The organism is Gemmata sp. SH-PL17, assembly GCF_001610855.1.
GTDB lineage: Bacteria > Planctomycetota > Planctomycetia > Gemmatales > Gemmataceae > Gemmata > Gemmata massiliana.
The window spans coordinates 2,090,440-2,116,146 of record NZ_CP011271.1 but is presented as its reverse complement, the minus strand read 5'-3'; the positions used below and the strand labels follow the sequence as shown (position 1 = coordinate 2,116,146).

Genomic DNA, 25,707 nt, shown 5'->3' with positions numbered 1-25,707 from the left:
TCTTGTTGATCCTGTCAGAACTCGGCTTAATTTATTACTTCAAGAGAAGCACGTCGATCATCAACAGCGCGAACACGCCCGGCAAATAGAAGAGCGAAGAGTGGAGCACGCGGCGCGCTTTGCGATCGGTGCGGTCCCGGGCGAACTCGACAGCCCGGCGCAGGAACATCGCGCCGAAGACGATCGCACCTACCGTGAAGAACCAACTACCCAAGCCCGCGAGCGGCACCAGGAAGCCGAGCGGGATTAGCGACGCGGCCGTCAGCACCATCACGAACGCGGTGCGCTTGCCCGAAGGGTCGCAGCCGGGCAGCATCTTCAGCCCGCCGGCAGAGTAATCCGCCCGGTACATCCACGCGATCGCGAGGAAGTGCGGGATCTGCCACAGGAACAGGATCGCGAACAGCGCGAGCGCCCCTTCCCAGGCCAACTCACCGCTCCACCCCTGGGCCGCGAACCAACCGATGACCGGCGGCAGCGCCCCCGGAACGGCCCCGACCACCGTGTTCCAGGCAGTTTTGGTCTTCATCGGTGTGTACACGAACGCATACGCGATGAACGTAGCGGCAGCAGCAACAGTCGCGGACAGGCTCACCGTTGCCGCGAGGTACGCCAAACCCGCGCCGGCCAACCCCGCACCGAACGCGGCCGCTTCTTCGGGCGAGATGCGCCCCGCCGGGAGGGGCCGCTTCAGGGTGCGGCGCATCCGAGCGTCGATCCGGCGCTCGAAGAGCTGGTTCAGCGCACTACCGCCGGCCGCAACCAGACCCGCTCCGAGGAGCGTGTGGAGCAGAACGCGCCACTCCGCGGCCCCGCCCGCGGCGAGCAAGTAGCCCGCGCCCACGGTGAACAGGGCCATCACCGCGATCCGCGGCTTGGTGAGTTCGAGGTAATCGGAAAATCGCGAGGGGCTATGCACGCGCGGCGCGCTCACGGCCGAAGCCGCCGAGGTCAGCGGCTTCAGCGTGTCGGTTTCGCCGGTGAGCGTCACCTTCATCATCGCGCGTCTCCGCGTAAGTGATTTGCAACGATTTCTGGTTCACGAACGAGGATCTAATCCTGACCCGCGGCGCGGACCGAAACGTGTGGATTTAGTGTATTGCCGAGCACGGGCGCCGGCCGCCACAGGCTCAGTGCGAGGGCCAGGGCCGCGGCCCACACGCCGCTCCCCACGAGCGCGTGCAGCGTGCGAATCGCCCCGCCCTCGGGCGTGATCGGCACCAGTTCCGGCAGCATGTACGCACCGAACTTCGCCAGCCACGCTTCGATCCCGAGGTACAACTGCACAACGAGCAGCGCGGTAAGCGCCCAGGCGAACCACCCGGCTCGTGCCCGCGAGACGGGGTCGACGAACACCGCACGCAGTGCCCACACCGCAAGGGCCGTGGCCACGAACGCCGTCGCAAAGTGCAACCGCTGCGACAGCGGAATCGGGTAGTGTCGCACCATTGCACCGAACGCGACCTGCACGAACACCAAGAGCGCGAGAACCCACGCCCACCAACCGAGCCGACGCGATTCCGCGCTCGCGGTCGATGAAGCACGAGCCGACAGCACCGCGATGGACGTGAGCAACCCGAACACGATCTGCGCGAAGATCCCGTGGAACGCCGCGAGGTCGGTCCCCACGAGTTCGTTCAATTTCACGCGGAAGCCACCGAGTAGCCCCTGGATCATTACCGCAACGAGTGCCAATCCCGCGAGCAGGCGCAAACCCGCCCCTGGTACCCGTGCCAGCAGCCCCCATGCGGCAACCGCCAGCATCGTCCCGAGGCCCGCGAGCGCAACGCGGGCGGCGCCCATCGGCAACTGTATATCCGCGGTGGGCTCATTGCGCTGGGCTATCAGCCCCCGGTGGAAATCACCGTAGCCGGTAATCAGTACGAAGGTGCCCGCGAGTGCGATCCACCGTGCGGGTTTGCGCGGCTCGGTCCACCATACCCCGAGGCTGAGGACGATCACCAGCCCGCCGATGGTGTAACCCGCGATACGGTGCGAGTGTTCGAGGAAGAACCGATAATCTTTGCGGAACCGCTCCTTCTCCGTGTCGGTCGCGGTGCGGAACACGTACCACGGTTCCGTCGGCCACACCGGATCAGCCATGCCCGCGGCGAAGCTCGTCACCAACTGGCCGATCGCCAGGAGCACGAGTGTCGCAATCACCGCGAGGACGGCCCACACGTGCAGCCAGCGCGGAACGGGTCGGAGCGAATCGGTCATCGATGAAAAGCTCGGGGCGGCACGTCAAAGGGGTAGTTTCAGCCTACGGATTCTACTTCGGGTAAACAGCGCTCAGCACGTCGGGCGGGAGTTGGGCCATATAAGGCGCGGAGCGCACGAACCGCACCAGATCCCACACTTCGCGGTCGGAGTACTTCGGGTGCGCCGGCATCCCCACGGCCGGGATGCCCCCGCGAACACGCGCGAACACGTCCTCCGGGCGCGAACCGCTCTTCAGCGTGAGTTGGGTGAAGTCGGCCGGCTTCGCGACCGTCCCCCACACGTCGTACCGCAACACCGGTTTGCGGCCAAATTCACCGTGACAACTGACGCACGAGTTATCGACCTTCGCGGTGAAAAGAGCGAACCCGCGGCGCACGGCTTCCTGGTGTTTCGGCCCGCCCACCGGACCGTCGTCCGGCTCGGTCGGAGTCGGCGGCGCGGATTCCGCTTTCTCCCACTCAGCGAGCACCGCCTTCAGCCGAGCGCCGGGATCGTTCGGCTCCCCTGCGGCCAGAGCACGCAATGACTCGAACTCGACCTGTCCGCGAATCGCGAGGTAGGTCACGTACCCCGCGAGTAGATCGCGTTCGCCCTCCTGAAGCAGCCCGAACGACGGCATCGGGGTCGCTTTCAGACCTTCCGCGATGGTGCGAACCAGATCGGCCCGGCGCGGCTTCCCGCTCTCGCCACTCGACACGAATTTGAACTGCCCCTGTCGGTAGTCGCGCGGGAACGGGATCGTGGCCCCGGACGTTCCGCGGCCGTCGCCCGCCATGTTGTGGCACTGGAGACAGTGCCGGCGATAGAGTTTGCCCCCCTCGGCCAGGTGCGCGTTCGTCAGTTTGAGGTGCGTCACCGTTTCGCTGGTGACCGCAATCGTCGGTGCGGCCGGGGTGCCGAACGTGTCCTTCAGAAACGTGTCCAGCACGCCGCGAGCCTCGGCCGTCAGTCCGGTAACAACCGCGGTCTTGCCACCGAGCGAGTCGAGCGCGGCGATCTCTTCTTCGCGCTTGCCCGGGTCATTGGTCGCCGGGGCGGGTTTGTCCGGGAGCTTGAGCACGAGCCGATCGGCCCGCGTGGGAAACGTGAGGTTCGGTGGATAGTCGGGCGCGCTCGTGCAGCCGCCGCACCCGGGAAGAAGAATCAGGGCGGAGCAGGTCACGAGCAGCGCGGTCGATACCGCGACTCGAAACCGACCCCGCCCAAGATACGTAACCGCCATCCCGGTCCGGCCCTCCGGCACGAACTACGAGCCGACGACGAGGTGCCGCGTCATGTAGTCGCCCATGAACAGTACGAACAGAATGCCCATCCAGAACAGCGACGAGAGGGCGGTGAGGATCACCACTTTGTCGCCCTGGCGCAAGTGCATGAAGTAATAAGCCACGAGGCCCGCTTGTACGGACCCGATCGCTAGCTGTAACGGCAGCATGAACTTCGTCGGCCCGACCTGTATCGAGATCCCGATGTTCGCCAGTGCCAGCCCGATGATGCAGGCGAACACCGCCAGGAGCAGCCCGGGGCTATCGGCGCTCGCGCGGATGCCGTGCGGGTCGTCGGACGTTGTCGTGCCGTGGGTCGTTGGATTGGCCATTGGAATCGTCCGGGCAACGCGGGAATTCTTAGGTATCTCATCCGTGGCGCGGACAGGATCGCCCGCGCCACGGACCCAGAGACGTTACGCTAGTGGTGCGGCACGTACCCGCTACCGGCACCGGCGAGGTACAGGAGCGGCATCAGGAACAGCCAGATGGCGTCCACCAAGTGCCAGTAGAGGCTGACCACCTCAACGGTGGAGTAGTTCTCGGGCGGGATCGTCCCGCGCCACGCTTCCCACACTAGCCACAGGATGCACCCGATGCCCACGAGGATGTGAATCCCGTGGATGCCGGTCATGATGTAGTAGAAGCACAAGAACAACTGTACCTTGCCCGGGTCCAGTCCGTGTTCAACGGCCTTCCCGCCGATCTCGTGGCTGAACGACGGACCGGGCACGAGGTGCTCGTGGAAGTCCTCTGCGTACTCGAACCCCTTCACCACCATGAACGCGGTCGCCAGCGCCGCGGTGATGAGCAGGTTGCGGATCAGCGCGCCGCGGTCGCCGAGCTTCGCGGACCGGATCGCCAGCGTGATCGTGAGGCTGCTGGTGATCAGGAACATCGTGTTGATGGTCGCGAACGTCCGGTTCAGCTGCGAGCTGGCGAACACGAATTCTTCCGGGTACCAGAGCCGGTACACCGTGTACGCCCCAAAGAGGCCGCCGAAGAACAGGATCTCCGTGGCCAGGAACATCCACATTCCCAGCCGCTCGCAGGCGTGCTGCTGACCCAGGTCCTCGAAGTGGTGCTTCAGCACCGGTGAGTGGGTGCTAGCCGACAACTTCGGTCTCCTTCTTCATGGGTCCAGAAGGTCCGGTGCTGCCGTCCCGGTGGGCCGGGTCGTCTTGCGCGCCGGGGGGTTCGGGGAGCCCGCGCCCCATTTGATCGACGCCGATGGCGTACTCGTAAGGCCCGCACACGACGACGGGCGTGGCCTCGAAGTTGTGGACCGTCGGGGGGCTGGGGGTGGTCCACTCCAGGCCCGTCGCGCTCCACGGGTTGGCGCCCACCTTCTTGCCGAAGAACAGCGACAGCGGCAGGTAAATCCCGGGCAGCAGGTACCCGAGGCCCAACACGCTCGACCCGGCGGTGGACATCACGTTGAGGATCTGGAACTCTTGCGGGTAGTTCGGGTACCGCCGCGGCATCCCGTGGTACCCCATGATGAACTGCGGCACGAACGTGAGGAAGAACCCCACGATCATGATCACCGAGGCGACCCGGCTCCACCAGTCGGAGTACATCCGCCCGGTCATCTTGGGCCACCAGAAGTGGATCGCCGCCATGTACGCGATCACCATCCCGCCGACCATCACGAAGTGGAAGTGGGCCACCACGAAGTACGTGTCGTGCAGGTGGACGTCGGTCCCCAGCGTCGCGAGGAACAGACCGGTCAGCCCGCCCACGGTGAACAGGACCAGGAACCCGATCGAGAGCAGCATCGGGGCGTGGAACGTGATCGACCCGCGGTAGAGCGTCGCCGTCCAGTTAAACACCTTGATGGCGCTCGGGACCGCGACGAGCATACTTAGCAAGCTGAATAGCAGGGCCGCGTAGAAGCTGATGCCGGCCACGAACATGTGGTGCGCCCACAGCAAGAAGCCGACGACCGCGATGCCCATGCTCGACCACGCCACCGCGTGGTAGCCGAAGATGTTCTTGCGGCTGAAGCACGTGATGATCTCGCTGACCACGCCCATCCCGGGCAGGATCATGATGTACACGGCCGGGTGCGAGTAGAACCAGAACAGGTGCTGGAACAGGATCGGGTCGCCGCCGATGGACGGGTCGAAGATCCCGATGCCCGCGGCCCGCTCGACCATGAGCAGGACCAGCGTGACGGCCACGACGGGCGTCGCCAGCAACTGGATCAGGCTCGTGGCGTAGAGGGACCATACGAACAGCGGGAGCCGGCCCCACGTCATCCCCGGGGCACGCATCTTGTGTACCGTGACCATGATGTTCAGCCCGGTCATGATCGAGCTGAACCCGGAGATGAACGCGCCCATCACGCCGGGGATCACGTTCGATTGCGACGCCCGAGAGCTGTACGGCGGGTACAGCGTCCACCCGGTGTCGATGCCGCCGATCAGCACGGCCCAGGCCGCGAACGCGGCCCCGATCATGAACACGTACCAGCTCGCGATGTTCAGCTTTGGGAACGCGAGGTCTTTGGCCCCGATCATCAGCGGGATGAAGAAGTTCCCCATGACCCCGGGCACGGCCGGGATCAGGAAGAAGAACAGCATCATCACGCCGTGAGCGGTGAACGCCCGGTTGTAGGCGTCCTCGGAAAGAAAGGCGCCGTTCGGCAGGAGCAGGTTCGTTCGGATCAGGGCGGCGAAGATGCCACCGATCACGAAGAACACGCTGATCGACCCGAGGTACAGCAGCCCGATCCGCTTGTGGTCGACGGTGAACAACCACGACCAGATCGTGTGCGAGACGTTCAGGTAATTAACGGGCGCCGGGGCCGGCTCCGGGGGGACCGGCGCCGCGGCCGGTCCGCTGTGAGTAACCGCGATGCTCATGAATCATTTCCCTCCCGGCGTGGGCACGGTGGACGGGGTCCGCTCGGTCGGCGCGCCGACCGGAGCCGGGAACCGCTGGGTGTTGTCCGGCGTGGTGCCCTTCTTCAGGCTCCGAATGTATGCCACGAGCGCGTTCATTTCTTCGGCCGACACTTGGCTCTCGTCGTAGGCCGGCATGATCTTCTCCCACCCCTCGACGGCCTTCAGCCGCGGGCGGCGGATGGACTCGATGATGTAGTGGTCGTCCGCGATCTCGGCCCCGCCCCCGGCCAGCGGCACGCGGCTCCCGTACAGCCCCTCGAGCACCGGCGCCTTGGCGGTCGCGTTCGCCCCGTGGCAGTTGATGCACTGGAGCTTCAGGAACAGTTGCCGCCCCTCGTGCGCCAGTGAGCCGTCCACCGCGTTGTCCGACCCCTGGAGCGGTTTGAAGCCCTGGAGGAAGTCGCGGTAGTCCTGTTCCGGTACGACGGCGATCTTGCCGACCATCAGGGAGTGCCAGGTGCCGCAGTACTGGTCGCAGTAGACGTGGTATTCGCCGAGCTTCGTCGGCTGGTACCAGACCGTCGTGTAGCGCCCGGGGAGCACGTCGATCTTCGAGCGGAACGCGGGCACACCGAAGTCGTGGATCACGTCTTCCGAGGTGAGCGTCAGCTTCACCGGCTTGTTCAGCGGCAGCACCAGTTTGCCGATCGACTTCCGCTCGGCCTCGGTCATGTTGGCCGGGTTCCCGCCGATGATGACCCGCTGGCCGTTGGGGTACTGGGCCTTCCACATCCACTGCTTGCCGATAACGAAGATCTCTTCGGAATCGGCCGGCGCGTGCGCCGCGTGATTGTACACGAACATCCCCCACGCGAAGAACGTGAGGAACACGAGCAGCGGGACGACGGTCCAGGCCAGTTCCAGCCGGGTCGACCCCAGGATGCGGGGCGTGGACCCGCTGGTCGCCCCGCGCCGGTACCGGACGCAGAAGTACGCCAGTGCCGCGTACACCCCCAGCCCCACGACCCCCGTGGTGATGGTGATGTACCAGAACAGGTACTCGAACTGGTCGGCCAGCGTGGACGCCCGCTCGGGGATGAACGGTAACATGCTCAGGGTCGTCATGCGGTCCCCCCGGAGGGTAACACGTTGGACGGGGCGCCGGCCGCGCCGTCGGGCAGTGCCGGCGGAAGGGTGCGGGACCGGCGCTCGCGCCGCAGCGCTACAAAGACACCGATCGCGAGTGCCAGGAGCGTCAGAATCCCCCCGGCCTGAACCACGCGGAGCACGTTGAGCGAGTAGCCCTTGTGCAGCGAATCGTAGCGGTAACACAGGAGCGTAAGTTTGTCGAAGAGCGACCCGCCCTTCCCGTCCGCGGCCTCGATCAGCGAGAGCCGCAGCGTGGTGGTGGGGCGGGTGTAGTTCCGGCGCTTCTCCGGGTCCGTCTCCATCCGGGCACGGAGTTCGGCGTCGGTTAGATCCGGTCTCGCGCCGTTACCCTGCCACTTAGATTGCTCGGGCAGTTCAAACTCGCCGTCGTAGCTGATGCCGTAGAAGTACCGCGTGACCTTCCCGGTCGGCGAGAGTATGACCAGTCCGCTCGGGTGGTCGTACTCCTTCAGCATTTTGTCGAACTCGTAACGGTATCCGATCGCGTTCAGGAGCGCGGTGCTCGATTCCTTCGTTCCCGTCAGGAACCGCCACCCCGCTTCGGCCGCCGGCCCCGGCCGCGCGTACAGGCCGACGTAATTGGCCTTCTTTTCCTTCGCCAGCCCGCTGTGCTCCTTCGGGTCCATGCTCACGGTCACGACGTTGAACTGTTCACCGATGGAGAAGTTCTCCGGCATGGCTCGCATCGTGTCGAGCAGACCGTTGAGCATCTTCGAGCAGAGCATCGGGCACCGGTAGTACACCGGCACGAGGATCGTGGGTTTCCCCGCAATGCAATCCCGCAACGCGATCGGCTTGTCGTCCTCGTCGCGGAACACGAGGTCCAGTGGCACCTGTGCCCCGATCTGCTCGTCGATGCGGGCTGCAGAGAGCGAGGGGTTCTTCTGGTCGTGCGCGGGCACGACGCCGTCGTTACCGGCGCGTACCGGCAGCGGGAGCGCGACCACTCCGAAAAGGGCCGCGAGCAGAGCGACAGGAGCGAAGCGGCTCGCGCGTGTCACTTCTTGTTCTCCTTCCCCTTCGGTGTCGGAGCCGGCTCGGTCGTTTTCGGCGCCGGCGGCTTCACTTCGGGCACTTTCGGCACGACGGCTTGCGACCCTTCGCCCCCGCGCCCGGCGTTGGACCCGCTCGGCGCGAACCGCGACGCCTCTTCCACGAGCGGCGGGGCGGACGACTTGAACAGCGATTTCAGCGCGTCGCCGTCCAGGGCCATCGTCTTGTCGAGCCCGATGCGCCCCTTGTCCGTTGCGTACAGTTCCGGGAACCGGTCCTTGTTCGGGACGAGGTCTTCCGGGTGCAGTTCCGGCGAGTTCCCGGTGGGCAGTTCCGGTCGGGTGATCGCACGAGCCTCTCCTGACCGCATCCGGAGCGGTTCCAGGCGCGGCTGGTCGACCTCGCCACCGCGGTGAATGCGCCCCAGGCGGGTGTTGAGATCCGCCGCGTTCCGCGCCTTCGCTTGCGGGTGGGCCTTCGGGTCCACGGTCGGCTTCGAGTACACCGAGAACAACACGGTGACGGTGCCGAACGCGAGCACGAAGAACAGCACCACGAGCAGCGGGACGCTGAGGACCGTCTTGGTGTCGTACTTGTCCTCTTCGTAACCGCGCTTGATCGTTTCCGCGGACGGCGGACCACTCAGATCGTGGTCGTCGTGCGCCGGCGCGCCCGGCCCCTTCGGTGCGAGTTTCACGACCGGGTCTTGGGGTGAGGGATTAGTGCTGCTCATGGTGGTGCCCCTCCGGCAGCAAGAACGCTTGGTTGTCCGGGAAAATCGGCCGCTGCTTCAACTGGTAGACGAAGAACATGAGCCACACCCCGCCCACACCGAGGACCGCGCCGACGTCCATCAGGTACGTCGGGAAGCTCCCGTGCGTCGGGGCGCTCGGGGCGACCCACCAGATCACGTCAACGGCACAAATAACCATCAGGTACAGCGCGACGATCCGCAACCGCTTCGGGTGCAGTTTGATGTTGCGGAACAGCAGCAGCACGAACGGCAGCGCGAAGTGCAGCGCGATCAGCGCCGCCGACACGAACCACCAGAACGACCGGGCGCCGTGCTCGTTCGACCGCTTCAGGAAGAACGGGATCTCTTCGGGCAGGTTCCCGATCCACACCAGCATGAACTGGCTGAACGAGGTGTACGACCAGAACAGCGTGAACACGAGCATCAGCGTGGCCATGTCCAACTGGAACTTGGGCCGCATGAACCCCCGGAACGGGGGCCGGTCCGCGATCAACAGGAACATCGACACGCCGAACGCCATCGTGGTGAGGAACGTGTTCACGGAGAAGATCACCGGGAACATCGTGCTCGACCACCCCGGTTCGAGCGACATCGTCCACTGCGTCGCCGCGGACGTGGTGATGATCGCGAACAGGATCAGCCCCGGCCCCGAGATGTTCTGGAGCTTGATCAGCCCGCGGTCCACGACCCGCGGGTCGGTCGCGTCGGAGGTCTCCTTGCCCCACTTGTTGAGGAAGAAAATCAGGATTCCCCACACGCCGAACACGATCGCGCTGTTGATGACGAACCCCGGCACCGAGAGGTAGCCGTAGATGTTCTCGTCGCGTTCCTTGCGCTCGGCCTCCTGGCGATCGGCGATGGCCTTGTTCAGGTGCAACTTGCCGAGCTTTTCGGCCTGCTGCCGCTTGTCGCCGGGATCGGCGTGCGCGTCGTTCTTGACGTCGTGCGATTCGTGCGCCGCGTGCGCCGGGCTGGACCACCAGTACGGCGAGAGCGGGGCCTCGTGCTTGTCGTCGTGGTACGCGACAGCACCGACGATCGGCAGGAACAGCAGGATCGTGAGCGGCAGGGTCCGCGTCGCGGCCTCGAACGGGCGCGTGAGCAACAGCCCCCACGACGTCTTGGCGACGTAGCGGATCATGAGCAGCGCGAGCGCGCCCACCGGCAGGCTCAGCCAGTAGGTGAACCCGGACAGATACGCGACCATGAACCGCGACTTCGAGTCGTGAACCTCATCGTCGGCGTGGGCCTTCTCCGCCTCGGCCTGCGCGAGACCGTCCGGCGTATTTTCGGTCTTAGCCTTCTCGACCTTCGCGGCGGCATCGACCGCGTGCGAACTGGCCGCGCCGTAGTTAACGAAGCCGACGATGGCGAACAGCACCCAGCCGACCACGGCCATGATGAGCGCGACACGGGTGTACCCGGACCAGTCGGGCTGGTCGGCGGGCGCCGGCGGTGCCGCTGCGGGAGTACTACTCACTTCTTACCTCCCGTCTCGTCGAGCAATTTCTTGATTTCCGGCGGCAGTTTCGCAGCGTCGGCGCTCTGGCTCAACTGCAGCGCCCGGATGTACGCGATGATCCGCCACCGGTCGGCGGCAGGAATCTGGGCCGAGTAACTCGGCATCCCGCCGTACCCCTTCGTCATGACCTCGAAGTAGTACCCGACCGGCACCTCGTCCATCGGGATGGAAATGCCCCAGGTCGAGTACCCCCGCGACATGCCCAACCCCTGCGGGTTCTTCACGTCCAGTTCGCTCGGGGACACTTTCTTGGTGTGGAACGAGGTCGGCACCAAATAGCCGCGCTCCCAGATCTTGCCCTGGCCGTTACCGAGCGGCCCGTGGCAGACGGCGCAGAAGATCGTGAACCGCTCCTGGCCGCGTTTCAGGTCCGCGTGCGTCATCTGGAACGGATACTCGTCCACGTACACCTTCGGCTTGTCGGCGGCCTTCGGGTTGTACCGCGGGGCGCCGACGGAGCGGAGGATCCGGTCCTCGGCACTGAGCGCGGGCACCTCGACCTTGGGCGGCACGCGGTACTCGTAGCTCCGCTTCCACTCTTCCGCGGTCAGCCCGGTGACGAGCGGGTCGGTTTCGAGGCGCTGGGCGCGGTGAATGACCCCGCGCTCGAGCGGCCGGCTGGCGCGTCCGTCCTCGAAAAAATCGGTGGCTTCGAGCGGCCGGTAGTACGGCTGATCGGCCATCTTCTGGCGGCACCCCACTGTGGTGGGGAGCAAAAGGGCAAAAGCGAAAAGGTAAAAACCGATTGATCGGCTCCCCATTTTTCCTTTGTCCTTTTTCCTTGTGCCTTCACAAAGCGCGGTGGTCATTCCATTACCTCCTCGACCGATAATGGGTGGAGGTCGTTCAGGAAGGCCCGGGTCGCGGCGAGATCGAACTTCGGGTCGGTCGCTTCGACGCACAGGAAGAAGCGGTCCCGCGTCGCCCGATCGAACGCCGTCGAGTTAAATAGCGGGTGGTTGTATCGCGGCAGCCCGCAGAGCGCCATGAAGCCGAACAACCCCGTGAGCGCGGTCGTGAGCACCATCATCTCGAACGTGATGGGCACGAACGACGGCCAACTGAAGTACGGGCGCCCGCCGATGTTCAGCGAGTACCCCCAGGTGTTCGCCCAGTACTGCATGGTGAACCCGGCGCACGCCCCCGTGAGACCGCCGATGAACATGATCGGCCCCATCTCCGACTTGGGGAAGTTCAGCGCGTCGGCCGCCTCCCCCACCGGGTACGGGCTGTAGGCGTCCATGTGCGTGTACCCGGCGGCGGTCGCTTTCGCGGTCGCGTGGGACATCTCGTCGGCGGTCTCGAACTCGGCCAGGAGCCCGTAGGTGACCGGTACGGTCGGGTCCGCGTGGCCGTGGTCGTGTGCGTGGCCCGGCTCGTGGCCGGTGCCGGGGGTGACGGTGGTACTCACGGCGCGTTCTCCATGATCGAGTGGCCGCCGCCGCCGCCCTGCTTCTTCGGCAGCAGTTCGCGCATCTCGGTGATCGAGATCATCGGCAGGTATCGGAGGAACAAGAAGAACAGGAACAGGAACAGCCCGAGCGAGCCGACCATCGTGGCGTAGTCCCACAGCGTCGGCGCGTAGTGGCCCCAGGCACTCGGGAGGTATTCGCGGGCCAGCGTGATCACGATCACGTACCGCTCGAACCACATCCCGATCAGCACCGAGATGCAGATCGCGGACATCCAGAACGGGCTGACGCGCATCTTCCGCGACCACAGCGCCGTGAGCGGGAACACGCAGTTGAACCCGATCAGGCACCAGTACGACCACCCGTAGGGGCCGAACATGCGCTCGATCGTCGTGCCCCACTCGTAGAGGGTGTGGCCGTACCACGCCATCCAGAGCTCACTGAAGTACCCGTAGGTGACGAGGAACCCGGTCGCCAACATCACCTTGCCCATGATGTCGAGGTGGTGGTCACTGAAGAAGTCTTCGAGCTTGTACCACCGGCGCACGGGGATCGCGATCAGCACCACCATCGCGAAGCCGGAGTAGATCGCCCCCGCGACGAAGAACGGCGGGAAGATGGTCGCGTGCCACAGCGGGACGATCGACACGGCGAAGTCAAAGGACACGACCGTGTGAACCGAGAGCACGAGCGGCGTGCTGATCCCGCCGAGGATCAAATAAACCTTCTCGTACCGGCGCCAGTGGATCGCCGACCCGCGCCAGCCGAGCGCGAGCAGCCCGTAGGCGATGCGCTGCCAGCGCTTTTTGGCCTGGTCGCGGAGGGCCGCGAGGTCGGGCACGAGGCCCAGGTACCAGAACACGAGCGACACGGTGAAGTACGTCGTAACGGCGAACACGTCCCACGTGAGCGGGCTGCGGAACTGGGGCCACACGCCGGCGACGTTCGGGAACGGGTAGAGCCAGTACGCGAACCACGGGCGGCCCATGTGCAAGAGCGGGAACAGGCCCGCGCACATGACCGCGAAGATCGTCATGGCCTCGCTGAATCGGTTGATCGACGTGCGCCACTTCTGGTGGAGCAGGAGCAGCACGGCGGAGATCAGCGTCCCGGCGTGGCCGATGCCGATCCACCACACGAAGTTGACGATCGCGAAGCCCCAGGCCACCGGGACGTTGATGCCCCAGATCCCGACGCCCATGTAGAACAGCCAGCACACCGCCAGCGCCAGCACCTGCAGCATGGCGAAGCCGGCCAAAAAGCCGATCCACCAGCCGCGCGGGTGGTTGCCGTCGAGGACGACGTTGCCGATCGCGTCGCCGACCGTCACCAAGTTGTGCGGCTGCCCGGTGTGCACGCTCTTGACGAGCGGGTGCATCTCGGGTTCGAGCGGCAGCTCGGTCGATCGAGCAGGAGGTAGTTCCGCTGTCGCCACGTCAGTCCCTCTAGGCATTCTTGTGGGGCAGGCGTTCAACCTGCCAGAGCAGAGCCGCGGCGGGCGCGCGCCCGCCCCACAAACACGTCACTTCGGCATTGCGGGGTTCGGGTTGCGGATCGCGGCCATGTGTGTGAGCCGCGGGCGCGTGTTCAATTCGGCCAACAGCCCGTAGTTCGCGGGCTCGTTCTTCCAGCGGGCGACCGCGCTGTCGGCGTCGTTCAGGTCGCCGAACACGATTGCATTGGACGGGCACGCGGACTGGCACGCGGTCAGGATCTCGCCGTCGCGGATCGGGCGGTGTTCGCGCTCGGCCACGATCTCGGCCCCGCGGATGCGCTGGACGCAAAACGTACACTTTTCCATCACGCCGCGGCTACGGACCGACACTTCCGGGTTGCGGCCCAACTTGAGCGTGTCAGTGTGCCAGTCGTTCCCCTCGAACGTGAGGAAGTTGAACCGGCGGACCTTGTACGGGCAGTTATTCGAGCAATACCGGGTGCCGACGCACCGGTTGTAGGTCATGTCGTTGAGGCCGTCGGTCGAGTGGACCGTCGCCCCGACCGGGCAGACGATCTCGCACGGGGCGTTCTCGCACTGCACGCACATGACCGGCTGGAAGTACGTCTTGATCGCGCCCGCGTCCTTCGCACCCTTCATGTCGGCCGTGGTGCTCTCGTAGTACCGGTCGATGCGGATCCAGTGCATCTCGCGGCCCTTGGTCACCTGCCGCTTGCCGACGACCGGGATGTTGTTCTCGCTGACACACGCGATCACGCACGCGCTGCACCCGTTACAGGCGCTCAGATCGATCGCCATGCCCCAGCGCCGGCGCTGCTCGTCTTTGAGGCCCGGGGACAGGCCCTCGGCGGGCTTGTACATGTTCAGCGGGTGCAACCGCTCGTCGTGCGGGTGGTGCCCGTTCTTGCCGGCCTTCTGCTTCGGGAGCGGAATGTTCTGGTTGATCTCGAGCGTTTCGGCCGCGGCCATCGGCGGGATCTTCGCGAACGCCGGGTTGCGTTTGTACTCGTCGAGGCTACCCTTACGAACCGGTTTGCGGTCGAGCAACTTCCCGGAGACCGGATCCTTTTCCGCCATCGCCCAGTGGCCCTGGGTGCACGCGAGAACGTACTTGCCCCCGCTGACGACGCTCACTTTCGCTTTCGTAACCCACGGATCCTTGGAAGTGCGGATCGGGTACGCATTGAACCCGCGGGCCGGCTTACCGTCAACGTTCAATTCGTCCGGCGTAGTCGCGATGCGGCCGACGCGATCCCCGTCGCGCCCGTGGCCGAGGTGAACCGTGACGGCCCCGTCCGCGTGCCCGGGAAGGATCCACACCGGGGCCTTGATCTTCTTACCCTCGACTTCGATCTCGATGACGCCGACCTCGGCCCGGCCGTGCTCACCGGCGCCCTTGTTCCACTCGTAGTAGGTGTCCATGATGCCGAGCGCGTCGGCGGTCTTCGGGCTGAGGAACGCGGCATTGTCCCACGAAATCTTGGTCAGCGGCTTGGGCAGTTCCTGGAGCCAGCCGTTGTTCGCGAACCGGCCGTCGTGCAGCGCCGGGCACGCGCGAATATTGAGTTCGTAATCGCTCGCCCCCTGAATGGGCGGCGAAGCCGGGGCGCCCGCGGCCCAGTTCGGTGCGAGGGCCGCGGTCACGGCCGCCGGCGCGGAGCCGGAAACGACGCCGGACCGCACGGACTCTTGCCAGAAGGTGTCGAACGCTTCGGTCCGCTTCTGCCCCTCGAACCACGCCTGCCACGTCGCGCGGACGATGTCGAGCGGGTCACGCGAGGTCGCGGGGACGCCCGGTTCGTCCTTCAGAATCGCCCCGATGAGTTCGATCGCGGACTTGCCGTGGTGCAACGGTGCGATGAGCGGTTGCTGAATCGAGGCCGTGCCATCGTACCCGCGGATGTCGCCCCACGCTTCGAGGTAGTGGGCCTCGTTGACGTGCCACTCGCACAACACGCCGGTTTCATCTTGGCGCTGGCCGAGGTGGAACGTGAGTTTGGTCGAGTCTTTCGCCAGAGCCGCGAGCGCCCCGGCGAAGTCGATGTCGGCCGGCGCGGTGAACACGGGGTTCGCGTCGCCGACGATCAGGAGAACGTCGACTTGGCCCGCGTTCATCTCGGCGACGAGCGACTTCAGGTCACCCGTCTTCCCGGCAACGGTTACCTCGGACGAGGGCACGAGGCGCACCGTCTGGCCGATATTGCCCAGGTGGGCGTTGATCGCGAACGCGAGGGTGTGCAGCGAAGCCGGCGCGTGTTCACCGACGACCACGATCGTCTTACCCTTACGGGCTTCCGCTTTGAGATCGGCCGCGAGGGGCTTGATCCACGCCTTCGCTTCGTCCGGCAGGGCGCCCGCCGCCGGCGCACCGGCAACACCGAGTTCGGCCGCCAGAGCACGAGTAAACGTTTCGAGCTGAGCACTCAGGAGCGGCAACCGGTGGTCCGCGACGGCCCCGGTGTTCGTCGGCATGCACTCGACCGCGTACAGCCGACTGACTTGGTCGGCCTGCACCCCCTCGGGTAGACGCTTGCCTTCGGCAATGGCCTTCGCGTCTTTGCCGTGTTCGCGGATCTTGCGGCGATCGGCAAAATCGCGGCTGTATCGCACGTGCCCCGGGCCGCTCCCGAGGAAGTCTGCGTCGAGCGAAAGAATGACGTCGGCTTTGAGGAAGTCGTAGATCGCCCGGAGCGGTGAACCGAACGCCTTCGCGGTACCGGCCCGGACGTTGTCACTGCTAATCGGATCGTACTGAATCCACTTCGCGTTCGGGAACGTGGCGAACAACTTCGTGAGTTGCGAACCGAGCGTCGGCGAAGTCGTCGTTTCGCCGAGAATGCGAACCCGCACGCCCGCGTTCGCGACACCACCCGGGTAGAGCTTCGCACGCAGCGCGGCGAGAGCTTCGTCGTAACCAACACTGGTCCCGCGCCGCGTGACACCGCGAGAACGGTCCGGGTCGTAGAGATCGAGGACCGATGCGAGGGCGTGAAGGCTCGCCCCACCGAGACTGGAAGGATTGTCCGGGTTCCCTTCAACCTTGATCGGGCGCCCCTCGTGGCTGCGAACCAGTACACCTTGCCCGTAACCACCGAACGGAGCAGAAGTTGCAAAGTACAGCGGGACGCCCAGAACAATTTCGTCGGGCTGCGTCGTGTAGGGAACGATCTTGCGTTGCGAGGCGGGACGAACGTTGCACCCGACCCCGGTCGTGAGGGCGAGCGAAGCGCCCATGAGAGCGAGGAACCGACGGCGGCTCGGCTCGTCCGCGAACTCGGTCGCGCCTTCGGGGAACTCGTTCAGAGCCGCAGCCTGGTACTCCGGCGAATCCGCGAGTTCGTCCAGCCCGCGCCACAACGGGAGCGAGACAGACGTGGTCGCGGGAGTTTCCGTGCTATCGGGATTCATCGCTACCTCGCGTTAGCTCTTGGCTCTTTCGCTACCGGCGGCTCACCGCCCGCGTCGACAGCGGGCGGACCTGAAGTTGGCACACAGCCAACGGCTAACTGCACCAAACCAACCGCTTAGCGGTGGCACATCGAACAGTTGGTAAGCGTAACCGCGTCGCGAACGTGATACTCTTCCTTCAGCAGCAACCCCAACTCTTTCTGATTGGTGGGGCGGGGCTTACCGATGAGTGGGTTGAGCGAACCGTCGGCCTGGCGCCCCATTTTGGGGAAGTCCTCGGCCACCCATTCCGCTTGTTTCTTGGGGTCGTAAGTCAGGTTGAAGACCTCGGACTTCGGCCGCAGATTCTTTTCCGGGGTCCGGTGGCACGCGATGCACCACTCCATCAGGAGCGTGCTGTTCTGCTTCGTCAGGTTGTTCCACTGATCGAGGCGCCCGTGACACGACTCGCACCCGACACCCTTGGCGACGTGGATCGAGTGATTGAAGTAGGCGTAGTGCGGCAGGTTGTGGACGCGAATCCACTCGATGGGCTTGTCTTCCTTGTAGCTGTTGCGCACCGGCTCGAGGAGATCCGTCCCCGACCAAATCTGCTGGTGACAGTTCATGCACGTCTTGGTCGGCGGGATGCTCGCGAACCCGGAGGACTCGACCGACGTGTGGCAGTAGACGCAGTGAATCCCGAGCTGCCCGACGTGGTGCGAGTGGCTGAACGCGACGGGCTGCGGCGGAACCTCGCCCACACCGGTCGCGTAACTCGACCGGTAAAACGCGGCCCCAGTCACGCCCGTCCCACCTGCCAGGAGCGGCGCGGCGAGAACGAGCATTTTGGTGATCGGGTTCAGCGCCTTGGGGAAGATCTGGGGCATCGCGAGCCACCTTTCCTACGTGTCCGACCTCAAACTCGCCGAGAACCGACTGCTGCACCGCCCGCGAGAACCGGGGCGAGCCACGACACGCTACGACTGCGATCCGCTCACCACAGCCACGGGAACGAGTCCCACTGGGCGTATCGCAGCCCCTGGTTCAGCGTTACCGTGATTGTGAGACTAGTCGCGCACAGAATGGTGCCGACCATCGCGTAGTTCTCACCACGCAGCCCGCCCTTCACGCCCCGCAGGACGGAAATGAGGCCGAGCGTCAGGCCGACGGTTGCGAGGATCGAGGTGAACGGCGTCCACCAGAACACGCACGCGGAGAAGAAGCCCATGCCGACCGAGGCACCGGCCAATCCGCGAGCAACGTATGAATCGTTCGGCGAACGGGTGCCGGGAGCGGACGCAGGGGCTGCGGGGGGATGTTCCACAATCAGGCCTCCGACCGGGGTACTTGCCCCGAGACCCGGAGCCGGGAGCGGCTCCGAACACTCGATCGCAACAAACCGGGGAACTTCACCCGCATGTGACACGGGTGAAGCTCTTTACGTAGCCGTTCTGATAATCGCGAGGTGGTACGGAAACGCGAGTTTCCAACCTTTCGCCGGCGGGGAGAGGAGGAGTTGCCACCTGTCCGCCGAATGGTGCTGGTGAATTACGACCCGGCCGCGGGAGTGTCCACACGACTTTGCCGCTCTCTTCACAAAGTCGAGATGCTACCCCGCTGTAAACAGAAGACAACAGAAAAAACTGGAAAAATCACGAAGTGACAACGCAGTGTCACTTCAGCGAGCGTCACAATTTTACCGAACCGGCTCCGGCACGTCAGGTGCTGCATATCGGAACGTGTCAAATCCCGCCCGAAAACGCGGTTTGGAGAGTGCTCATGGCTCGCAAATACAGTGAGAAGGCCCAGGAAAAAGTCGGCGAAGTGATGCACGAGTTCAAGCGGGGTAAGCTGAAAAGTAGCTCCGGGAAAAGGGTAACGGACCCGAAGCAAGCCATCGCAATCGGGCTTTCGGAAGCCCGAAAAAAAGGACTGAAAGTCGCTCCACGGGCCAAACCCGAGCGATAAGTCACAAAACAAAAGCGGCGGTCGGTAAATCCCGACCGCCGCTCACTTTCTTGTTTCCGACCGAAATCAGCGCGCTCCACCCGTGGTCACCGATTCGCTGCGCCACTCTTTCACCGCTTGCCCACAGTCCTTGTTGAGCCGCACCGCGTTGTCCACGGATTCCACCCACCCGAGCGGAATCCAATGGTGCTGACCGTTCGCCTTCGCACCACTCCGGGTGAGTTTGATCTCGTTGCCCTCGACGTGGTCCACGGTACCGAGTTGGTTCCCGCAGGAACCGAACACGTCCATGTGCTCACGGATGTCACTGTTGTTCGTACCCTTCATAGCGAGTACCTCCTGGCGACCGGAGGGAGTTCCGGTCCCAGCGACGACTCGCAATCAGCGCGCCACTACGCGGCACGAAGGGAGCGGACCGGTTCAACGCGGCGGTCGAGCGCGCGCATCAGCGAGGCGTACTGGCGGTTGGCACGGTACTGGTCGACTGTGGACCGCGCGTGCAGCACCCCGGGAACGTACAGCAGGAGCGTAAGGCCGAAATTTTTAGCGGTTTGCGACGGAGCGGTCAGGAGCACCGCGAGCGGTGGGCACAGGACGACGAGCACGACGAGCATGGGGGAACTCCGATACCCGAATCCGTTCGGTAACGCATGGGCTGCTTCCAAATTACACGACGAATCGTTAGTACCCGCTTAACGAGTCCTGAAGGACTGGTGATAACGGGCCTATGTGCGCGAACGAAACCGGCAGCAAATCGCTCATCGGTGGGCGAAGTGATACCGCACAAGCCGGTTACACCGGTTGCACGGCCGATCCGATATGCGTGTACCTGATTCAACGCATTCCCGCACGCACCGTTTGTAACGCGCGGAAACGCCCGTTCATGTAACGTCTGCCTTGCAGACCCATTTCATAAACCCGACACGAGCCGGGCACTGAGCTTCATCAATCAATACCGCCTGCGCAAAACTACCTATCACCCCCGACGACACACACGGCGTGAGAAGTTATTCGGTGGAACGAGGGTTTACTTGACTGAAATCTGAACGATTGGCGCCGGCTCGCGGCGTGGCGTGAACAAGTCCGCTCGGACTACAAAAATCCGAGCGAACCGCGTCGATGAGGTGAAGTTATTCGCGCCACCGCGTTACGGGCTTTGGGCGGCGCGTTGTTCCACTGCCGTGGTCACTGGAAAGGCAACAAACCCCATTTCTTACGGATCGAATTTCACCTCGCGGTCAAGTTCCTGCATCCGGCGGCGGTCGCTGGAATCCGCGAGCGCTTGCAGGAAGTGAACGATGTCCCAAATTTTGTCCGGCTGCCCCGGGGTCGCGTTCGCGATGCGGTCGTGGAACGCGGTCATCCCCGACGGCGCGATACCGCCGTAGATGCGAGCGTACAAATCTTCCCCTCGGCGCCCGCCGCGGTACACCCCGAGCGTAAGGTTCCGCGGTTGCACCACGGTGTCCCACGCATCCCACTTCAGTTGCTGCGCGCGGCCGTAGTTGGCGTGGCAGCTCGCGCACCCGAACTCGGCGGAGTTGTACAACTTGAACCCGCGGATCGCCGACTGGATGCGCTCGGTCTCCGTCATCGACTTCTCGGTCGGCACCGGGATCGGGCTCTTCGCCGCGATGCCCCAGTTAATCAGCACCGCGAGTTGGTGTTGCAGGAACAGCCAGTCCAGTTCCCCGCCCTCGGCGATCGGGTCGTCGCCGCCCGGCTTGATCGCCTTCACGAGCGTCGCGAACTCTGTCTCCCCGCGAATGCTCAGGTGAATCACGTAGCTCACCACGTCTTCGATTTCCGCCTCGGTCAGCGCCGCGAACGAGGGCATCATGGACCCGTCCAAGCCGTTGCGCACGGTGCGCTTCAGGTCCTCGCGCCGCGCCTTCCCGCTCGCCCCGAGTCCGGACTTCTTCGGCGCGTTCGGGGGCGCGAACGCGGTGGTGAACTTGAACACGCCCTGGCGGTAGTCGCGCGGCATCGGGCCGGCCTCGATCGCGTAGGCCGCGTCCCCGGCCCCGCTCGGGCCGTGGCACTGCATGCACCACCGGCGGTACACCAGCGACCCACGCGCCAGGGTCGCGTCGTCGAGCTTGAGTTCCGCTTTGGCCGCGGTCGCCGCGGTCCAGTCGGCGGTCCAGTCCTTCACTTTCGCCTTGCCGAGTTTGCCGCGAATTTCCTTGAGGTTCGCACCCAAGCTCGTGGACTGGTCGAATCGCACGACTCCCGCCGCGACCATTTGGTCCCACGTCGGTACCCGCACCGCGGGGGTAGCGGGGGTACCAAAATGGGCGTCGAGGAGGCGCGTCAGCCGGTCCGCCTGGGCCGGCATCCACACGTCCTGCTCGTAGACGGTGGGGTCGAGCACCACCTCGCGCCCCTCCGCACGCAGGTCCGTAGCCAGATCCCGGTCCGGCGTGTTCGGGAACAGCCGGACGCTGCGCAGCGGCGGGAACTGGGGGGAGTACCAGCGCGGCTGGGCCTTTTTGGGCGTCGCGAGCGCCATTAAGTCGGTCCGGGCCTGGTACCGGCCCGACGGCACGGTAAGCGCGGCAGCCGGCGAAGGCGCGTCCCGGTCCGCGTAAGACCCGCAGCCGGCACAAGCGGCGGCTGCGAGAGCGGCACAAGCGAGTAAGAAGCGAGGTTGGTTCATGGCAAAACAGTACACAGTGAGGTAAGGCTGGGGCGCTCGATCCGGCCCGAACCCGCCACCCCGCCGAAAGCACACCCGAATCCGTGCGCCATTTTTCACCGAGTGGCGCTTGTGCTTTCGGTCGGAATGTCAACAATGGACCCACAGTCCCCGACGGACAGCCCTGGGACCACGGACCACATTCTATGAACCGGGCCGTTCGCGCCGCAGCAACACTTTGTCTGCTCCTAGCCGCCCCCGCCGCCCGTGCCCAACCACCGGCACAGACCGCACCGGAACCGGCGAACCTTCGGGGCGAGTCCGCTCAAACCCGCAAACGACTCCTTGAGATCGAGCAAAAGATCCTCGCCGGTAAGCACGCGGACGCGGCCGACGAACTCCAGCGCGTACTCGATGAATCCGGCAGCGATCTGATCCTCGTCGGCGCGAACCAGGCACGACCGGCGCGGTGGTTCGCGCACCAGTTGCTCGCCAAACTCCCGGGCGACACCCTGAAAGCGTACCAAGACCGCATCGACCAACCCGCTAAGCAGTTGCTCGCTCAAGCGAAGCAGGCGCGCGACCCGCGCCCTCTCTATCAGCTCCAGGACCGCTACTTCGTCTCGCGCCCCGCGGACGAAGCGCTCCTCCTGTTGGGCGACCTACTGTTCGAGCGCGGCGAGTTCCGAGCGGCCGAAGATTCGTGGCGCCGGCTCTTGCCGGCCGGCGGCGCGGACGTGACGTACCCGAATTCCAAAGCCGACCACGCCCTAGTGTGGGCGCGGGTCGTGCTGGCGGCCATTTTCGCGGGCGACACGCCGCGCGCGAAAATCGAGTTCGACGCATTCAAAGCCAAGCACGCGACTGCAACAGGCACGCTCGCCGGTAAAACCGGCCCACTCGCGGACACGCTCCGAACGTTCCTCAGCGCGCCGCCCAAACTCGCTTCCGAATCGCCATCGCGCTCGTGGGCGACTTACGGCGGTGGTCCCGAGCGGACCGGGCGCGTCGCCGGCGGCCTCCCGCGCTTCGAGTCCTCGGTTCCGTGGAAGCAGATCACCATTGAACCAAAAGGCGGCCATCCGCCCGCGCGCCCGCCGCTCGGCCACCCGGTTATCACGAACGGCGAGGTGTTCGTCGCGGACTCGTCCCGGGTGTTCGGCTTCGACCTCCGAACCGGGACGCGCACCCGTGAGGTCGCACTCGATCCGAATGTCAGCCCGCCCAATAACAATCAGACCAATCCTCCCCCGGATTCGTGCTGTTCGTTGACCGCGGCCGATGGCCTACTCTACGCGCGTTTCGGCCCCCCGATCGTTCGCGCGCCACTAAATGCGAACAAGACCAACGAGTCATTTCTCTGCTGCCTGCGCCCGGAGGGGCGCGATCTGAAGATCGCATGGAAACTCGCACCACCAGAAGACCCAAAAGTGCCCGCCGCATGGGAGGGTGCCCCGATCGTGGTCGGGAAGCGCCTCTGGGCGGTGTACGCCAAATTCGAGGGCGGGCGCGTGATCCACGTGGCAGTCGGTTACGATCCGATCGATGGTAACGCCGAGCCCCAGCGTCCCGCGTGGGCCACGGAACTGTGCGACAGCGCCCCGTCCGTTACGAGCAACGCGCGCCAGGAACTTCTCACGCTCGCGGGCCGGCACCTCGTGTTCTGCTCGAACAGCGGCGCGGTGGTAGCCGTCGACTCGCACACAGGTCAGCGTTCCTGGGCCTACCGCTACCCCCGAGCGCGCAAGTCGGCGAGCGCGAGCAGCGACCCGAGCCCGGCCGTCGCGTTCGACGGGCGCGTGTTCGTCGCCCCGGCCGACGGCGAGCGCGTCTACGCCCTTGACGCGCGCACCGGTCAACTCGTGTGGGAATCGGGACCGACCGAAGGAGCGCGAATCGTCGGCGTCGCACGCGGCCGATTAATCGTCAGCGTGTCCGGCCCGCTCCGGAGCCTTCGCGCGCTGGCGCTCGATACCGGTTCGCACCGTCGGGAAGACGGCGGATGGGTACTAGGTGGAAGTGGAACGCTCCCTTACGGGCAGGGGTTCGTCACGGACGACATTATTGTCTGGCCGTCGCACCACGGACTGTACTTCTTGCAGCCCGAAGGTGGGCTGCTCCCGCCCGGGCGCCCGAACCCCTGGCAGGCACCGCTCCCGCACTTCCTCGCGCGGTACTTCGGTAACCTCGCTTACGCGGACGGTGTGCTCGTCGTAGTCACCCCAACGCAGGTGTGGTTCTACCGCGCGGAATCAACGAAAATCGTCCCGCGCCCCGACAGCACGCCCCGCGACCGGTTCGACTGGATCGTCGAACGCGCCGAGCGCCAGTTCGCCGCCGGCGACCGCCCCGCCGCAATTGCTGCGTTAGCGCAAGTTGCGACCGGCGGGCTCCCCGCTCCGATGCGCGCGTGGGCGGCGGCACGCCTCCTCCAGTGGTCGCCGCAAGTAACCTCGCGCGACCAGCTCGCGCGAGAGGTTCAAGACGCGCTCCGCCCGGAGCTTGTGAACGAGTGGGTCATTGCACCCGACGGACTTCCGGTGACGCTCGGGGACTTCCTCCAAAAGCGCCTCGGCCGCACCCCCGTGCGTGCGTTCCCGCCCGCGCTCGTACTGGCCACGAAATCGTGTACCCCGGACCTCACACCGGAATCCGAATTCGCACACACGCAGAAGCTCCCCACCGAAGTATCACCGCTCCCGGCCATGAGCGGTGAACCCGGACCACCCAAGCACATCTTCGCCGCCGGGCTTCAGAAAATCATCGCGATCCCGCTCGACCGGGGCGCAGAAAGCGAGCACGTCGCGGTCGACCTTTTCACGCATGCCTCCGATGTACGTGACGGGTTCGTGGCGGCCGGCCCGCGAGCCGTCGCACTCTACGGAGCGGCCCGCGACCCGATCTGGGTGTTCCGCTTGCCCGCAACCGAGCGCCTCCCCAACGGCCCGCTCCCCATTCGCGTGCTGACCGAAGGCCCCACACCGGTACCGGACCTGTCGTCGTTCGTCCTTTCGGGATCGTGGTTGTTCGCGCGCATCGGGGAGCACCACCTCGTCGCACTTGATCTTCAGGCACGGCGTGTGGTGTGGGTACTCGGCGCAACCGGGCGCAATGGGTACGAATCGCTCGCGTTCGCATCGACCCCGCGGTTCGGTCCGCACTTCGCGGTGACCGAAAAATACATCATCGCTCAACTCAGCGACGGGCGCCGGTGGTTCATCAAACTCGAAACGGGGCGCCCGGCCGCACAACCGGTGCTCGGCGAACGGACCGCCCGGGTGAACTGGCCGCACGCACCCGCGACGTTGAGCGAGAACCAACTCGCGCTCGCGGACGGTCCCGGGCTTGTTCGCCTTGTGAGTCTCGGCGGGCGCGTGAGGTGGGCCTACGAAGTGGAGCACGAAGACGGGCTCGCGGGCGAGCCGCCGCAAGTGCGCTCGTGGGGCAATAGCGTGCTAATCGCGGTGCGCCGGAACTACGGCGTCGATATCGAGTGCGTAGATGCGACCACCGGCAAACCCGTGTGGAACGATCCGGCGTTCGCCGACGCCTTCCGCATCGACCTCTTCGCCAGCGCCGCCGACGCCGCCCACGTTTACGTCCCGGCCGAGAACACGTTACTCGGTATCTCGCTCGACACAGGCAAGACCGAATGGACCGCGAACCTGCCCGGTCTGCCCGATACCACGTGGACCGTTCGCGCCGGGAAATCGTGCGTGATCGCGTACCCGACGCGGGCGATCCCGCGCGAGTCGATGGACACCGTCCTCGCGCGCGTCACGCGCTCGTTCCGGGCGGAACCGCTCGTATGGCGCCTCCCCGGACTCGCGAGCACACTGTATGATGCGTGGGTCGATCGCACGCTCCCGGTGCTGCTGCTCGACCCCAAAACGGGCAAGCGGATCGGCCGCTACGAGATCCCGGCACGAGGTCCGGCCGTGCGCGCGTGGTTCGACGCGGACACCGCGGTTTTCGCCACCGGCGATCGCGTCGTGTGGCTGAAGTAATCGAGTAAGATTGGCCACAAAAAACAGAGGCCAGAGAACAGAGAACAGAGAACAGAAAATCAA

21 protein-coding genes are annotated in these 25,707 nt (G+C 65.2%); 2 read left to right on the top strand and 19 right to left on the bottom strand.

Annotated elements, in window-relative coordinates:
- Nucleotides 1–34 precede the first annotated feature (34 nt).
- The 16 genes from cyoE to VT84_RS08600 all read right to left on the bottom strand — a co-directional run bounded on the left by cyoE (nucleotide 35) and on the right by VT84_RS08600 (nucleotide 18,355).
- Complete coding sequence (gene cyoE / locus VT84_RS08675; RefSeq protein WP_052559648.1) at nucleotides 35–1,000, bottom strand: heme o synthase; 966 nt, start codon at nucleotides 998–1,000, stop codon at nucleotides 35–37.
- A gap of 53 nt (nucleotides 1,001–1,053) precedes the next feature.
- Nucleotides 1,054–2,220, bottom strand: a complete 1,167-nt coding sequence (locus VT84_RS08670; protein WP_052559647.1) for a hypothetical protein — start codon at nucleotides 2,218–2,220, stop codon at nucleotides 1,054–1,056.
- A gap of 52 nt (nucleotides 2,221–2,272) precedes the next feature.
- Nucleotides 2,273–3,445 (bottom strand): c-type cytochrome, encoded by a 1,173-nt coding sequence (locus tag VT84_RS08665; RefSeq protein WP_082839230.1) that lies wholly within the window; start codon nucleotides 3,443–3,445, stop codon nucleotides 2,273–2,275.
- Nucleotides 3,446–3,469: 24 nt separating this feature from the next.
- Nucleotides 3,470–3,817: a cytochrome C oxidase subunit IV family protein gene (locus VT84_RS08660; protein WP_082839229.1), complete on the bottom strand. Its 348-nt coding sequence runs from the start codon at nucleotides 3,815–3,817 to the stop codon at nucleotides 3,470–3,472.
- A gap of 89 nt (nucleotides 3,818–3,906) precedes the next feature.
- Nucleotides 3,907–4,602, bottom strand: a complete 696-nt coding sequence (locus VT84_RS08655; protein WP_204249732.1) for a cytochrome c oxidase subunit 3 family protein — start codon at nucleotides 4,600–4,602, stop codon at nucleotides 3,907–3,909.
- The gene (locus VT84_RS08650) at nucleotides 4,592–6,352 is read right to left on the bottom strand and encodes a cbb3-type cytochrome c oxidase subunit I (protein ID WP_157469328.1); all 1,761 of its coding nucleotides are present in this window, start codon (nucleotides 6,350–6,352) and stop codon (nucleotides 4,592–4,594) included. Before VT84_RS08650 ends, VT84_RS08655 begins: the two co-directional genes overlap by 11 nt.
- A gap of 3 nt (nucleotides 6,353–6,355) precedes the next feature.
- Nucleotides 6,356–7,459, bottom strand: coding sequence for a cytochrome c oxidase subunit II (gene coxB / locus VT84_RS08645; RefSeq protein WP_239465755.1), 1,104 nt, complete (start codon nucleotides 7,457–7,459; stop codon nucleotides 6,356–6,358).
- Nucleotides 7,456–8,505: an SCO family protein gene (locus VT84_RS08640; RefSeq protein WP_082839228.1), complete on the bottom strand. Its 1,050-nt coding sequence runs from the start codon at nucleotides 8,503–8,505 to the stop codon at nucleotides 7,456–7,458. Before VT84_RS08640 ends, coxB begins: the two co-directional genes overlap by 4 nt.
- Nucleotides 8,502–9,230 carry a hypothetical protein gene (locus tag VT84_RS08635; protein ID WP_082839227.1) on the bottom strand — a complete coding sequence of 243 codons (729 nt, stop codon included), beginning with the start codon at nucleotides 9,228–9,230 and terminating at the stop codon, nucleotides 8,502–8,504. Before VT84_RS08635 ends, VT84_RS08640 begins: the two co-directional genes overlap by 4 nt.
- Complete coding sequence (locus VT84_RS08630) at nucleotides 9,217–10,731, bottom strand: hypothetical protein (protein ID WP_082839226.1); 1,515 nt, start codon at nucleotides 10,729–10,731, stop codon at nucleotides 9,217–9,219. Before VT84_RS08630 ends, VT84_RS08635 begins: the two co-directional genes overlap by 14 nt.
- Nucleotides 10,728–11,582, bottom strand: a complete 855-nt coding sequence (locus VT84_RS08625) for a c-type cytochrome (protein WP_082839225.1) — start codon at nucleotides 11,580–11,582, stop codon at nucleotides 10,728–10,730. Before VT84_RS08625 ends, VT84_RS08630 begins: the two co-directional genes overlap by 4 nt.
- Nucleotides 11,579–12,184, bottom strand: a complete 606-nt coding sequence (locus VT84_RS08620) for a DUF3341 domain-containing protein (RefSeq protein WP_239465752.1) — start codon at nucleotides 12,182–12,184, stop codon at nucleotides 11,579–11,581. The genes VT84_RS08625 and VT84_RS08620 overlap by 4 nt, the downstream gene beginning before the upstream one ends.
- Nucleotides 12,181–13,563 (bottom strand): NrfD/PsrC family molybdoenzyme membrane anchor subunit, encoded by a 1,383-nt coding sequence (gene nrfD, locus VT84_RS08615; RefSeq protein ID WP_052559637.1) that lies wholly within the window; start codon nucleotides 13,561–13,563, stop codon nucleotides 12,181–12,183. The genes VT84_RS08620 and nrfD overlap by 4 nt, the downstream gene beginning before the upstream one ends.
- A gap of 144 nt (nucleotides 13,564–13,707) precedes the next feature.
- Nucleotides 13,708–17,049, bottom strand: coding sequence for a TAT-variant-translocated molybdopterin oxidoreductase (locus tag VT84_RS08610; protein WP_082839224.1), 3,342 nt, complete (start codon nucleotides 17,047–17,049; stop codon nucleotides 13,708–13,710).
- Between the two features lie 116 nt (nucleotides 17,050–17,165).
- The gene (locus tag VT84_RS08605) at nucleotides 17,166–17,918 is read right to left on the bottom strand and encodes a cytochrome c3 family protein (protein ID WP_082839223.1); all 753 of its coding nucleotides are present in this window, start codon (nucleotides 17,916–17,918) and stop codon (nucleotides 17,166–17,168) included.
- Nucleotides 17,919–18,025: 107 nt separating this feature from the next.
- Nucleotides 18,026–18,355 (bottom strand): hypothetical protein, encoded by a 330-nt coding sequence (locus VT84_RS08600; RefSeq protein WP_157469326.1) that lies wholly within the window; start codon nucleotides 18,353–18,355, stop codon nucleotides 18,026–18,028.
- 455 nt (nucleotides 18,356–18,810) lie between these two features.
- On the opposite strand from VT84_RS08600, the gene VT84_RS08595 reads away from it, so the two are divergent.
- Nucleotides 18,811–18,999: a DUF6496 domain-containing protein gene (locus VT84_RS08595; RefSeq protein ID WP_082839222.1), complete on the top strand. Its 189-nt coding sequence runs from the start codon at nucleotides 18,811–18,813 to the stop codon at nucleotides 18,997–18,999.
- Between the two features lie 66 nt (nucleotides 19,000–19,065).
- Here VT84_RS08595 and VT84_RS08590 read toward each other — a convergent pair whose 3' ends face one another.
- From VT84_RS08590 to VT84_RS08580, 3 genes are all read right to left on the bottom strand, one after another.
- Nucleotides 19,066–19,326 (bottom strand): DUF2171 domain-containing protein, encoded by a 261-nt coding sequence (locus VT84_RS08590; RefSeq protein ID WP_082839221.1) that lies wholly within the window; start codon nucleotides 19,324–19,326, stop codon nucleotides 19,066–19,068.
- 65 nt (nucleotides 19,327–19,391) lie between these two features.
- The gene (locus VT84_RS08585; protein WP_082839220.1) at nucleotides 19,392–19,613 is read right to left on the bottom strand and encodes a YqaE/Pmp3 family membrane protein; all 222 of its coding nucleotides are present in this window, start codon (nucleotides 19,611–19,613) and stop codon (nucleotides 19,392–19,394) included.
- A gap of 599 nt (nucleotides 19,614–20,212) precedes the next feature.
- Nucleotides 20,213–21,658, bottom strand: coding sequence for a c-type cytochrome (locus VT84_RS08580; RefSeq protein ID WP_082839219.1), 1,446 nt, complete (start codon nucleotides 21,656–21,658; stop codon nucleotides 20,213–20,215).
- Between the two features lie 185 nt (nucleotides 21,659–21,843).
- Between VT84_RS08580 and VT84_RS08575 the strand changes: the two genes are divergently transcribed.
- Nucleotides 21,844–25,644 carry a PQQ-binding-like beta-propeller repeat protein gene (locus VT84_RS08575; protein ID WP_082839218.1) on the top strand — a complete coding sequence of 1,267 codons (3,801 nt, stop codon included), beginning with the start codon at nucleotides 21,844–21,846 and terminating at the stop codon, nucleotides 25,642–25,644.
- Nucleotides 25,645–25,707 lie beyond the last annotated feature (63 nt).

What these genes read in the sequence shown, in the direction of transcription:
- cyoE (WP_052559648.1), bottom strand. Translation starts at nt 1,000, where the DNA reads ATGATGAAGGTGACGCTCACCGGCGAAACCGACACGCTGAAGCCGCTG.
- VT84_RS08670 (WP_052559647.1), bottom strand. Translation starts at nt 2,220, where the DNA reads ATGACCGATTCGCTCCGACCCGTTCCGCGCTGGCTGCACGTGTGGGCC.
- VT84_RS08665 (WP_082839230.1), bottom strand. Translation starts at nt 3,445, where the DNA reads ATGGCGGTTACGTATCTTGGGCGGGGTCGGTTTCGAGTCGCGGTATCG.
- VT84_RS08660 (WP_082839229.1), bottom strand. Translation starts at nt 3,817, where the DNA reads ATGGCCAATCCAACGACCCACGGCACGACAACGTCCGACGACCCGCAC.
- VT84_RS08650 (WP_157469328.1), bottom strand. Translation starts at nt 6,352, where the DNA reads ATGAGCATCGCGGTTACTCACAGCGGACCGGCCGCGGCGCCGGTCCCC.
- coxB (WP_239465755.1), bottom strand. Translation starts at nt 7,459, where the DNA reads ATGACGACCCTGAGCATGTTACCGTTCATCCCCGAGCGGGCGTCCACG.
- VT84_RS08635 (WP_082839227.1), bottom strand. Translation starts at nt 9,230, where the DNA reads ATGAGCAGCACTAATCCCTCACCCCAAGACCCGGTCGTGAAACTCGCA.
- VT84_RS08625 (WP_082839225.1), bottom strand. Translation starts at nt 11,582, where the DNA reads ATGACCACCGCGCTTTGTGAAGGCACAAGGAAAAAGGACAAAGGAAAA.
- nrfD (WP_052559637.1), bottom strand. Translation starts at nt 13,563, where the DNA reads ATGCACCCGCTCGTCAAGAGCGTGCACACCGGGCAGCCGCACAACTTG.
- VT84_RS08610 (WP_082839224.1), bottom strand. Translation starts at nt 17,049, where the DNA reads ATGAATCCCGATAGCACGGAAACTCCCGCGACCACGTCTGTCTCGCTC.
- VT84_RS08605 (WP_082839223.1), bottom strand. Translation starts at nt 17,918, where the DNA reads ATGCCCCAGATCTTCCCCAAGGCGCTGAACCCGATCACCAAAATGCTC.
- VT84_RS08595 (WP_082839222.1), top strand. Translation starts at nt 18,811, where the DNA reads ATGGCTCGCAAATACAGTGAGAAGGCCCAGGAAAAAGTCGGCGAAGTG.
- VT84_RS08590 (WP_082839221.1), bottom strand. Translation starts at nt 19,326, where the DNA reads ATGAAGGGTACGAACAACAGTGACATCCGTGAGCACATGGACGTGTTC.
- VT84_RS08585 (WP_082839220.1), bottom strand. Translation starts at nt 19,613, where the DNA reads ATGCTCGTCGTGCTCGTCGTCCTGTGCCCACCGCTCGCGGTGCTCCTG.
- VT84_RS08580 (WP_082839219.1), bottom strand. Translation starts at nt 21,658, where the DNA reads ATGAACCAACCTCGCTTCTTACTCGCTTGTGCCGCTCTCGCAGCCGCC.
- VT84_RS08575 (WP_082839218.1), top strand. Translation starts at nt 21,844, where the DNA reads ATGAACCGGGCCGTTCGCGCCGCAGCAACACTTTGTCTGCTCCTAGCC.